This is a genomic window from Ruegeria sp. K3, from assembly GCF_056531845.1.
The window spans coordinates 164,023-175,675 of sequence record NZ_JBQFMM010000008.1; the positions used below are offsets into that span (position 1 = coordinate 164,023).

General features: G+C 51.5%; 11 protein-coding genes. 5 read left to right on the top strand and 6 right to left on the bottom strand.

Annotated features, from left to right (window positions below; translation table 11 throughout):
- Positions 1–75: 75 nt before the first annotated feature.
- Both ACR0MP_RS15310 and ACR0MP_RS15315 read left to right on the top strand, forming a co-directional pair.
- Complete coding sequence (locus tag ACR0MP_RS15310) at positions 76–549, top strand: DUF6714 family protein (protein WP_480691733.1); 474 nt, start codon at positions 76–78, stop codon at positions 547–549.
- A 103-nt stretch (positions 550–652) separates the two neighbouring features.
- The gene (locus ACR0MP_RS15315) at positions 653–871 is read left to right on the top strand and encodes a hypothetical protein (protein WP_480691735.1); all 219 of its coding nucleotides are present in this window, start codon (positions 653–655) and stop codon (positions 869–871) included.
- An 86-nt stretch (positions 872–957) separates the two neighbouring features.
- Here ACR0MP_RS15315 and ACR0MP_RS15320 read toward each other — a convergent pair whose 3' ends face one another.
- From ACR0MP_RS15320 to ACR0MP_RS15330, 3 genes are all read right to left on the bottom strand, one after another.
- Entirely contained in the window at positions 958–1,791 is an 834-nt protein-coding gene (locus tag ACR0MP_RS15320) for a CE1 family esterase (RefSeq protein ID WP_480887130.1), read from the bottom strand.
- Positions 1,792–1,925: 134 nt separating this feature from the next.
- Positions 1,926–2,591, bottom strand: a complete 666-nt coding sequence (locus tag ACR0MP_RS15325; protein ID WP_480893810.1) for a class I SAM-dependent methyltransferase — start codon at positions 2,589–2,591, stop codon at positions 1,926–1,928.
- A 280-nt stretch (positions 2,592–2,871) separates the two neighbouring features.
- A complete protein-coding gene (locus ACR0MP_RS15330) occupies positions 2,872–3,687 on the bottom strand; it encodes a class I SAM-dependent methyltransferase (RefSeq protein WP_480887133.1) in 816 nt (271 codons plus the stop codon).
- Between the two features lie 125 nt (positions 3,688–3,812).
- Between ACR0MP_RS15330 and ACR0MP_RS15335 the strand changes: the two genes are divergently transcribed.
- Both ACR0MP_RS15335 and ACR0MP_RS15340 read left to right on the top strand, forming a co-directional pair.
- Positions 3,813–4,895, top strand: a complete 1,083-nt coding sequence (locus tag ACR0MP_RS15335; protein WP_480893812.1) for a GFA family protein — start codon at positions 3,813–3,815, stop codon at positions 4,893–4,895.
- A 139-nt stretch (positions 4,896–5,034) separates the two neighbouring features.
- A complete protein-coding gene (locus ACR0MP_RS15340; protein ID WP_480887137.1) occupies positions 5,035–7,350 on the top strand; it encodes a xanthine dehydrogenase family protein molybdopterin-binding subunit in 2,316 nt (771 codons plus the stop codon).
- A gap of 239 nt (positions 7,351–7,589) precedes the next feature.
- On the opposite strand, the gene ACR0MP_RS15345 is transcribed toward ACR0MP_RS15340, so the two are convergent.
- Together ACR0MP_RS15345 and ACR0MP_RS15350 are read right to left on the bottom strand one after the other, a co-directional pair.
- Positions 7,590–8,057, bottom strand: a complete 468-nt coding sequence (locus tag ACR0MP_RS15345; RefSeq protein WP_480887139.1) for a transglycosylase SLT domain-containing protein — start codon at positions 8,055–8,057, stop codon at positions 7,590–7,592.
- A 108-nt stretch (positions 8,058–8,165) separates the two neighbouring features.
- Positions 8,166–9,152 (bottom strand): DMT family transporter, encoded by a 987-nt coding sequence (locus ACR0MP_RS15350; RefSeq protein ID WP_480887200.1) that lies wholly within the window; start codon positions 9,150–9,152, stop codon positions 8,166–8,168.
- 337 nt (positions 9,153–9,489) lie between these two features.
- On the opposite strand from ACR0MP_RS15350, the gene ACR0MP_RS15355 reads away from it, so the two are divergent.
- Positions 9,490–10,437 carry an ornithine cyclodeaminase family protein gene (locus ACR0MP_RS15355; protein WP_480887141.1) on the top strand — a complete coding sequence of 316 codons (948 nt, stop codon included), beginning with the start codon at positions 9,490–9,492 and terminating at the stop codon, positions 10,435–10,437.
- Between the two features lie 214 nt (positions 10,438–10,651).
- Here the strand turns inward: ACR0MP_RS15355 and ACR0MP_RS15360 are convergent, their stop codons facing one another.
- Complete coding sequence (locus ACR0MP_RS15360) at positions 10,652–11,446, bottom strand: SdiA-regulated domain-containing protein (RefSeq protein WP_480887142.1); 795 nt, start codon at positions 11,444–11,446, stop codon at positions 10,652–10,654.
- Positions 11,447–11,653: the final 207 nt, after the last annotated feature.

Sequence of the window (11,653 nt, forward strand, 5' to 3'; positions counted from 1 at the left end):
CCATTGCAATCACTCGAATCCGAATTGTTGCTGACACGCTCGATTTCGGGGTTTCAGCCAGTTTAATATGTCACCATGCCAAGGATAACGACAACAACGGAAGCTCTTGCAAACCAGATCATTGCTGCTTTTGACGGTCTTGATCCACCTGCTGATGATGAACTTCTTCACCCCGAATGTATGGATGACGTGGATATTCTTGAATTCTACGGCGGGGTCAAATGGCATGAGATGACCGGTAAAATGATCGTATACAGTTACGCTGCCCCCACGGCTTTCAGCCCCAAAGCATTTCAGTACTACTTGCCCGCGTATCTGATTTGGACTCTGCGAAATTCAGACAGCCCGGAATATGCCAGTGAAAGCATTCTTCTGGCACTCGACCCTGGCACATCGAAAGAAATGCTGCACGAGTTCAGGAAGTCCAAGTTCACCCAATTGACGCCTGCACAGACGGAGGCCGTGTTGAGGTTTCTGTACCATTTCAGCGACCATCCTAATCTTGGTGAATTTGCACAAGCCGCATTGATTAACTACTGGATAGAATAAGGCATGTGGTTACCGGTTCGATGATATTTACGTATTTGATGTGGCTCTTCGCAGCGCTTTTTATCGTAACCGGTTTGCCGTTGGCATTGACTGAGGATGAGCAATGGCAACGGCTATGGGGGGGGCCAGTGCGCTGGCTCTTGGCCTTTTTGCAGTATCGATGGCAGCGGATGGTTTGCTTAGAGGCCAGATAAGAATTCATATTTCGACAGTCCGACGCTCCAGCCAGCCGCGTTTGTTCTTCAGCGCTATCGCATTGGTGTTCGCAGCTGGCGCCGGAGTCATCATTGCTGCTATCTGGGCTATTTTCTTTAAGGATTAGTAAGTTTTGCCCAGCACGGTGTGACTTCAGAACCAATGGGCCACTTTAGGCTGAACGAATACGACCGTTGCGTTTTCGTTGGTTTGTCAATTTTCCATGCTTTCGAACCAGTCGAGCACCATAGTACCCCATTCTTTTGGGTAGCCGTGCTCGCCGTCGTGCAAAAAGAGTTCAAGACTTCCCTGTTCGCATTCCCACCGCTTGCGCCAGAGACTGGCTTTCACTTCGATTTCTGCCGCGTTGTGTTGGCATTCGTTTCTTCGGCGCCATAATGCAAGCCCCTCCCAGATATCGGCCTGGGTGATGGTGATATCAAATTCTTCATTGTGTATTGATCTGCCCTCAAGCGGCACAACCTTGTCAGTGAATCCATGTGTGTGAAGCATGTGAACGGGCCCGAGACATTCTTGAGTCATTGGGAGCCAGAAGCCACCGGAAGCAGGGGCATAGCCCCGCGCCAGATCTGGCGCGAGGCACGCGACTTCCCAAACCATCGAGCCGCCTCGTGAGAACCCTGTCATCAGCGCCTGGTCCGGATTCACGTTTGCGCGGACTACGACATCCGCCAGCACGTCGCGGAGAAAACTAACATCAGACCGAGGATAGGTAACCCACCCGTCCCGAACCGACCAATCTGCGGGCTTGCCTTCCAGCCATGGCAGTGCGGTCGGTGCCACAAACGCATAGCCCCGCGCGGTGAATGCTTCGACGAATAGCTTGTTTTTAAGCACCTTTGCTCCGGACCCGCCATAACCATGCAGGTGTATCACGACTGGCCCGCCCCGCCATTCATTTGGAAGGGCGATATGGTACTCACCAGTGTCTATTTTGCAGGGATTGGATACTTCGCCGCAATCAAGCGCAATGGCCTGTCCCGAAATCAGAAGCGTAAACAATGCGATTGTTACCCTATGGATCATATCTGTTCGCCTCCAATGCCTGACAATACCATATTACAGCACCGACTTTACTGACACGGAGTTGGTACAGGATTCAGCTCAGCTGTATCTACAATATGCGGAACGCAGATCTATGCTGGTAGTAAGACTTGGCTTCACGCCTCGCAAATGAACGAATAGGTCAGCATCCGACGCTCCAAAAGCCCCAGCAACTGATTTTGCACCATATCCCGTGACACGGCTCCGAATAGCAATTGTGTTGTGGCGGGCAAACTCTTGAAGTGTTTCGGTTGAGCTGCTCTGTTTTCAAGCCAGCGGTAGCTCTCCAAGGTTGAATCCGATTCCTGGAGAATATTGAAACCGGCATCTAGGAGATATTCGGACATTTCTGCCGGAGTCGCGAGATGACTGATTGAAGGTTCCCTAGCCCATGGGGCGGGATAAAGGACATCCCCGCCTTCGCCCTGAAGAATATCATAAATGCCGAACTTCGAGCCGGGTTTGAGAACACGCTTGGCTTCGGCGTACATCATTTTCTTGTCGGGGATATTCATAGCAACATGAACGGTGATTGCTCCGTCGAAATGGTCATCTGTAAATGGCAGCTTTGTCGCATCACCCTGGCGAAATTCGGTTCTGTGGCACAGGTTGACCCAATCAGAAATGGTTGTTGCCGCGTCACAGAATTCTTGCGTTAGATCGACCCCTGACACGAAAACGCCTGCCTCTTGGACGATTGTTCTGGACACACCCCCAAGGCCGCTTCCGATATCCAAAACTTTCGAGTTTGGTTGGAAGTTTAGTTGTTTCAGCAGTTCCAAAGTCGCTTCCCGGCCCCGAAAGTGAAATTCGTCGATGGACTCAAAATCAGACGGTTTCAGTTCAGTGGGCTCCAGTCCAATTTCTCGCAGATCATTCGCGAGTTTTTCGGCCAAGTTGCCACGGCCGCTGTAATGGTCAGATACACGGTCCTGTATATTGTTTGTCCTTCCGATGAATGTCGGACCAGGAAACTATTGCGACTAACGCATCACAGCCGCGTTTGAAACCATGCTGCCAGTCTCTCACAAGTATGGTAATGCTCCAGTTCCGGCTCCGAGGCTATTCTGGCTTACAGGCGGCCATAATGTAAGCGGACGTTGGAAAAACGGCCTGCCCGGACGATTTGGCGTATTTCGACAGCCTTGCGTCTGACTTTTCCAACACAGTCGCGATTTTCTTTTCGTTGAGATGTATGCCGAAAAGTGGCAGCCAGCCGCGCAATTCGACTTCTATCATTGTCCGGGTGCTGGGGAATTTTGCCTGCTCGGTTTTCGTCTCGTAGGCTATGTCGCCGAATCCAGCTTTCGACAATAGTCCGGCAACCTGATCAGGATCATCTAGGCAGAACGGTATTCGCACTGCATCAGCGGCCTCTGGCGATACATGCTCATCTAATACCGAGGCGACGTCTTTATATGCTGGATTCCTGTTTATCGAGTGCCAGGCAGCCACCGCCAGCGTTCCGCCTGGCTTGGTCACCCGATACATTTCGTTGGCCGCTTTTTGGCGGTCCTGAAAGAACATCATGCCAAATTGCGACACTACGCAGTCGAATGAACAATCGCCAAAAGGCAAATCTTCGGCACTGCCCAAAACCCATTCGACATCGGGCTCAACTTCTCTGGCCGCAGCAATCATACCTGGTGCCGGATCAAGCCCTACAACCTGTCCAGACTTGCCGACATGTTCAAGAGCCGCACGTGCAAGTACCCCCGATCCGCAGGCAATATCCAGAACATGGGCACTCGCGCTAACTGAAGCGCCGTTAATGAGGTGTCCGGTCCATGGCGCAAAAAGCGCTGGCACGAACAGAGCCTCATACCCGCGTCCTGCCTCAAGTTCCTCCGGTGTCACATCAGTAACCACTATTGCCATCCCACAGCAATTGGTCCCAGATTTATATATAGCACATACTGGTCGGAATCGTGAGGGCGGTATGATCGCTTTCCCCCGCTGGATTTCAGCTATTTCTGACGGAGTTGTTCGAGTATTATGTTGCTATGCCACAACTCAAGCTTCGAAAACTCGCTGCCATCGTTTCAGCAGACGTGGCGGGTTACTCGCATCTGATGGAATTGGATGAAGCCGGAACAATCTCCCGCCTCTCTGAATGTTTCGACAATGTCTTCTCGCCGCGCGTAGACTCTCGATATGGACGTGTCGTGAAATTCATGGGCGACGGCGTTCTATTGGAATTTTCGTCCGCTCTGGATGCCGTTAGGTGCATGCTGGAAATCCAGAACGCCCTGAAAGAGTGGGAAACCGATGAAGAAACAGCCCACCGAATAGAATTCAGAATGGGCATCAATATCGGAGACATTACGATCATCGGTGACGATATCTTTGGCGACGGGGTTATTCAGGCAGCCCGATTGCAGGAGATATCTGAGCCAGGTGCAATTTGCATTTCCGCAGCAGTACATGGACAGATCAAAGGTAAGGTCGAACAGACCTTTCATGATCTTGGACACCGTAAGCTGAAAAATATAGCTGAACCGGTGCGAGTATTCTCTACTAGTGCCAAAGCAACCGGCGAAACCGAAAAACCATCTGGCTGGCCATTCCTTTCAGCGACTACACGCAAGCCGGTGGCTGCGGGCGGATGCCTTTGCGGCAAAATAAAATATAAGGTTTGGTCACAACCGGTCACAGTTGGGTTTTGCCACTGTCGGCACTGTCAACTCGCTCTAGGAGCACCGTTGAACGCCTGGGCGATTTTCGAGAAGCAAAATGTAACGTTTGAAGGCGATCCACCGGGGCTTTATGCGTCCTCGCAGCTTTCTGAGCGGGCATTCTGTAAAACCTGCGGCTCAAGCATTTATACAGACGTAAAAGAGCTTGGATACTATTCGATCAGGGTTGGGACGTTCGATAACCCAGCTGATTTCCCCCCTGAGCTACATTTCGGTGTCGAGAGTCAGATACCCTGGGTTGATATTCACGACGATTTGCCAAGGATCAGGACGGAGAATGATCCGCAGCTTTCATCGCGCTGGGTCGCAGTTGGTGAGTTAAAAGCTGGTCCAACACTGCCAGACGCAAAAAAGCGCGGGATGTATGACGGTCAACTCAGGACAAAATAACGAACGTGCCTTCGGTTAATCTGGCACGAGATTAGTCGGTAAAAGCGGACTCTAAGAAGAACTTGTTCGGGCCGGCCATAAGTGCATGCTGAAGAGATTGATTTCATCGTAGAATTCTCGCTTTTGGCTGGAGATTTCAATGCAGAATTTCGGAGCCCGCAATCCATGGTCACGACGCGAAGATGTCAGATTGCTGCGCGGAGAAGGGACTTTTGTCGATAATATTGCGCCAAAATACGCGCTGTATGCCCATTTCTATAGATCGCCCGTAGCGCACGCAAAAATGACCAAATTGAGCGTTTTCAACGCGCGCAAGATGGAAGGCGTGCATTTGGTGTTAGGCGCTGACGACTTACACGCGGCTGGCATTGTAGAAGGATTGCCCTTCGAAGTTGTGGAATGTCCGGACGGCAGTATTGGCGTCGCGCCCAGGCGTCCACTTCTTGCCGAAGAAAAGGTGCGCTTTGTCGGCGAGCCAATTGCAATGATCGTGGCATCGACGCCGCAAATGGCTTTGGACGTCTGCGAGCTGATCGAATTCGAGTACGAAGATTTGCCTTCGCACATGCGCGTTTCAGCAGGTGGAGAGCCGTTACACAGCGAAGCACCGGACAATTGCGCATTCAACTGGTCCACGGGCGATGAGGCAGCTTGTCAGGCAGCGTTTTCAAAGGCCGCGTACACAGTTTCCAAGACCGTTTACAACAACAGGATCATCGTGAACTCAATCGAGGCGCGCGGGTGTTTCGCTGAAACGGTGGGCGGTAGAATTCATCTTGCCTTGAACAGTCAGGGTGTCCAGAGCACCAAAGACGAAATCAACCGAATTCTTGGTGTGGCAGCCGAAGATATCCGAGTGACGACGCCTGATGTCGGGGGCGGGTTCGGTATGAAAGCCATGTCATATCCTGAACCCATTTTGGTCACGCATGCAGCGCGGGTTTTGAAACAGCCAGTTCGCTGGACGTCCGACCGAACTGAGGCAATGCTGACTGACGCGGCTGCCCGTGACCTGGATCACGATGCCGAATTGGCATTTGATAGCGACTATCGTCTTATCGGATATCGTGTCGAAACACGCTGTAATCTGGGCGCTTACAACAGCGACCTTGGGCAACTTATCCAAACCGACTATTTTGCGATGGTTCTGTCCGGCGCGTACCAGGTGCAGAATTGTTATTTGAACGTGAAAGGCATTTTCACCAATACAGCACAGACCGACGCCTATCGCGGTGCCGGGCGGGCCGAGGCCAGTTATGTTCTGGAACGAATGATGGACTACGCGGCCCGCGAACTTGGTGTCGATCCGTGGGAATTGCGACGACGCAATTTTATCAAGCCCGAGCAGTTTCCTTTCATCAACGCGACGGGTGAGCAATATGATCCGGCAAATTACGACCGCGTTCTGGACCGGGCTGAGCATGTGGCTGACAGATCAGGGTTTGCTGAGCGGCGAGCCGATAGTGAAGCCCGCGGCAGATTGCGCGGGATCGGGTTGAGCTATTACGTTATGAACGCGATAGGCAATTCCAAGGTCAGTGCGCGTTTGGAATTTCCCGTCGATGGATCAGCCATTCTAACCGTCCCATCGCAGTCCTCGGGACAGGGGCACGAAAGTGTGTTTGCCGCGTTTCTTTCTGAACAAACCGGAATTCCCGAAGAACAGATTACCGTAATTCAGGGGGACAGCGACAAGACGGGGATTGGCGTCGGCACAGGCGGGTCAAGCTCACTGACGACTACCGGCAACGCTACATTGGTAACTGTCTCGAATGCTGTCGAGGTTCTCCGCCCCTTTGTCGCCAAAACCATGCAGGTTGACCCTGATCTGGTTGAGTTTGACGGCGAGACCTTTCGCGCTCCGGGCTCAAACCTGACCCCCTCGATGCTGCAAGCCGCTGATATGATACGCGCAGCCGGAAGGGCCGACCTTTTGGATATTGAAGGAGTCGGCAAAATCGACACCTGGGCCTTTCCAAATGGCGCGCATGTTGCCGAGGTTGAACTGGACCCTGAAACCGGTGTGGTCACCCTTGAGAAATACACGGTGGTCAGCGATTTCGGTAACCTGATAAACCCCATGCTGGTTGAAGGCCAGGTGCATGGAGGCTGCGCGCAGGGTATTGGCCAGGCATTACTGGAACGCACTGTTTTCGATGACAACGGTCAATTGCTGTCAGCGAGTTTCATGGATTACGTACTGCCAAGAGCGCTGGACTTTCCACATTTCGACTATTTCAACGAACCAGTTCCTTCCACGGCGAATGAAATGGGTGTTAAAGGCTGCGGTGAAGCTGGAACCGTCGGCTCAATTTCCGCTGTCGCCAACGCCGTAGCTGACGCTCTATGCACACGCGGAGTCGCTAACCTTGATATTCCGATTACCCCGGAACGCATCTGGCGATTGGTGCAACAAGTCTCCACAAATCCAGAGTGCCGGTCGGATGCATATTAAATGCAAACGGGATTAATCAGCCCGAAGCAGACATCTAAAACTGGGTTTTGCAAATTTCTGAGATGCGCGGTAAAGCTGCCTGCATTCTTCCGCGTTTTGCTGTTGCAGCAACTGCTCACAGATGAGGTAACTCTGCAAGACGCACAAAAAAACATGGCTCCGTAATGCGAGCCCACTCTGTTTGGAGAAGTCTGTATACGGTTAATTTGAAGCTCTATGTCGCTCTCATGGGAAGGGCTTCATCCGCAGTACTTTCGCACCTCAGTATCCCTAAGCCCGGTGGCCACAAGCATGCATCTGTTTCGCGCCTCGTAATAATACCCACGGGCATACCACATGACCGCTTCGGGTTCATATCCATCCGAAACCATCCAAGCGCCACGCAGGTATTTCACGGCGTACGTCAGATTGGTCTGAGCGTCCAAGAGGTCGGAAGGCTGTCCGCGAAATCCCATCTGGCGCGCAGTAGCAGGCAGAATTTGCATCAGCCCGTAGTAGGGGCCATTTCGAGCATTGGGACGATAGTCGCTTTCTCGCTGGATCACACGGTGTACAAGGCTCCGCGGTACACCGTTTGCGTCCGCAGTTTCGTTGATCATCACGCGCAGCTCAGGGGTCTCACCGGGAAAAAGTCGGGTTATTGGCTCTGCGGGTTCATTGCCGCAAGCGGTAAGAAATAGCGCAGCAAGAATGACTGTGTATCGCATCAAAATTCTCATCTCATTAACTACAAAATTCATCAGCGCTCAACTGCGATTGATATTCAATATCCCAGGGTATTTTTGAGCGGCTTTTGGCCAGAATTGATTTGGCACCTAATACCGACGGTGCACTCTCTTTTCAGTAACAACGTGCCTCTTTTTTTGACGCTCACGCAAAAAGACAAACAATCCTGAACCCAGGATCAGTGAAATACCGACTGCGACAGGCAGGTTTGGGAGCTCGCCCCAGATGACCCATCCCCAGAATATGGCCATGGGAAGACCGACATATTCAAACGGTGCCACTGTAGCTGCGTCTGCCATGCGGTAAGCCTGGCCAAGGCAATACCCGACAATTGCAGAATTGAATCCGAGGCCAATAAACAACCAGCGGTCAGTCCCTTCGGGCCAAACCCAGGCACGCAGTAAGAAGATCAAGCTTTCGTTTTCAAACTCGCTCGCAAAACGCCCATCCCCTGCTACTGACCAGAACAACAGACTGACAACGATAAAGCACGCCTGAATGTACACGGCCATTGCTGAGGCTTTGGACTTTGCGCCAAGAAAACGGGTCATCACGTTGTTGAGGGCATAGGTGAAAGCAGCAAGAACCGGTAAGGCATACATAAACAGACCAACTTCACGCTCGCCGCCGGCCTCCCATGGGCGGGTCATGATCACCACGCCCAAAAGTCCCACAAGCACAGCACCAATCCGCATCGGCCCAACTTTTTCGCCAAGCAATGGGATACTCAGCAAGGTGATCATCAAGGGAGCAACGAAGAAAACAGCGGTGGCCTCCGCCAGAGGCATTACTGCTAGGGCCGTAAAAAACGTCAGATTGGCAATGACAATCAGCAGGCCGCGCACAAGGTGAAGTCCCGGCTGATCGGTTTTCAGGATGCGCCAACCGCCCTCCATCTGGACCAGGGCAAAGCTGAACCCAATCCCGATCAACGATCTTGTAAACACCATCTGGTGCAAGGGATAACCACCAGACAGGAATTTGATCAGCATATCATTGATAGAAATCGCCAATATTCCGATCAGTACGAACGCAATACCAGCTGTCGGGTTTTGTAGTTTATGTGCCGGTGTCATGGAGGACCCTTTCATTGGGCCACTACCATGGGCCACAGAATAGGTCACGTCGCTTTGCGACACGGATTTTCGCTCTGATATCCACGACGCGTATCTGTGACAGGTGCAGCTCTAAGCCGACCTTCAAAAAGATATTGCAAACTCCGAATTGCGGACAAATCAAGCGTTCGGCTAGGTTCACATTTTCAGAAAAATGAAGTCGCATTTCTTTTCTGCGCCTTGGATCGGGCGATTGAAAGTTACAGCCCAAATACTTCTGTGAGGGTAAGCCGATAGGAAAAACTGCCGAAGATAATGTATTCAGTCAGAAAGCCAAATTGCTTAAGTGAGAGACGCCGTGACTTCTGAGAACGCCCTAATTTACCTGTCTGACGACGACCTCGGGGGTTTGGGCATCCAACCTTCTGAAGTTGCCGATGCCATCGAGGCTGCCCTAATAGCCAAGGCAGACGGAAAGCTTCACACTTCTCCCAAGACAGTCATCTTGCCCGGCGACGGGCGCTACGCAATGTCTACTTTGGCAATGGGAGATGATGGATTCATCGTGACCAAGCAGGTTACAGTGTGTCCGGAAAATCCGGAGAGGGGTCTTCCCGCGATAAACGGTGCCATCATGGTTATGGATGCGCAAACTGGGTTACTTCGCGCGGTCTTGGGAGCGAATTGGATTACGGCAGTCAGAACTGCGGCGCTGTCAGTGGTGGCAGCGCGTCGGCTTGCTGACCCTCATGCCGAGACGGTGGCTTTTGTGGGCGCGGGTGTGCAGGCTCACTCCCATCTAGTCGCGTTTTCAGAACTGTTTCCCCTGAAACGAATCCGCGTGTTCGGGCGTGGCACGGAGAATACCGACAAGCTTTGTCGTTATGCTCGGGGCATGGGTCTCGAAGCTGAAACATGCGCCAATGCCAAGGACGCTTTGAGTGATGCCGAACTGATAGTGACATCGATAACGTTGGACTACTCTATTGAACCCTTCTTGGATGCCCGATGGCTGAAGCCGGCTGCCTTCGCCACCATAACTGATGCCTGCATCCCGTGGGTGTCGGCGCACATGACTGCTTTCAAAACGGTAATTGTCGACGACCGTTTGCAGGAACTGGAAAGCGACAAGCCGATGTTGCCATACGAGCAAATTGCTGGCGACTTGACGGAATTGGTCGCTGGCAAAGTCGACGTCCGAGCACGCAATAAACCGGCGGCTTTTGCTTTCAGAGGAATTTCATTGGGGGATTATGCTGCTTCGGTCCTCGCAGTTCGCCGGTTCACCGATATGCCCGTGAAGTGAGGCCAAAGACATGAACATCCACTTTGGAATTAGATAACGAAATGGTCGCTTTGGGTCCAGATTTGCCATTCTCTGCGATCAGTTCAATTAGTTGGTCGCAGCCCTAAGCGGACATTCGTTACAAGACTTTGCAACTCCCGAGATGCAGGAAGGGGTGGCCATTTCGTTTTTCTGCAATTAAATGCGACAAGCAAGTGCGAATTTCTTACTGCGATCAAACTTGCGGTAAGGCAAATGCGTAGAGGCGTGACTTTTTTCCATCATCGGTCAAGATGTATAGAACGCCATCACTTTCATCCAATGCTATCCCCTCCGGGTTCTTCACTTCCTTTACTTCATCCCTTTTGGAGTAAATTAAGTCGATAGATTTGACTGATTGAACCTCAGGATCAAAAACGAATATTCGGCGCCCTTCATCGCTGAGTATCCATAATGACTTGGTCTTGCCGGACCAGGCAATCCCGCTGATGTCTAGTTCGTCATCGTCGGCGCGAGATGAAACAAAACCAGCCTGAGCCGTTAATGGAACTGCTTCGACAATCTCATCAATCTCTGGCGAAATGATGAGCAGCAGTCTTGGTTGACCCTCAATGACTACGAATACTTGCCCAGAGTCTTGATCTACAGTGATCCCTTCTGGCCCCTTGTTCAAAGGGTTCTCAGCAAGCATTTCAGCAACTTTGCCGTAGCCCCTGAGTGAAGAAATTGAAGTAGAATTGACTTTGATTGGATCTGTTGGTTGGACCGTTACGATAGATCGGTCAGTTTCTTGTAACAGCAATACAGACCCATCCTTTCTTCCAGCGACACCTTCCAAATCTGTGCCCAGATATTCTGGAAGTTTGAACGAACTCTTTAGTTCTCCATCTACTCCTAGAAGGTGCAGCTTCGATGCTTCATCGCTTACTGCCCACAAGAACCCATCAACGCTGGAAAGCGATAACCCAGATGGCTCAGAAAAGCCCGCTGATTTATCTGCAACTTTGTAAGACTCAATAAGTTCCAACATATCAGTCTGCGCGCTCACTGGGCTCGTTAACGCCAAAGTGGTGGCGACAACAGCAAGGCTCGCGCAAATTACCTTCGCTACTCTTCGTTTGTGCCGATCATTTGGTTGGTTCATTCGAGATAATTCTGCGTTCGTTTGGACTTAGTTCATACTCGATCAAAAATCGATGTTGTCCAACCTAACACAGTATTTCGCGGAAGTATGATG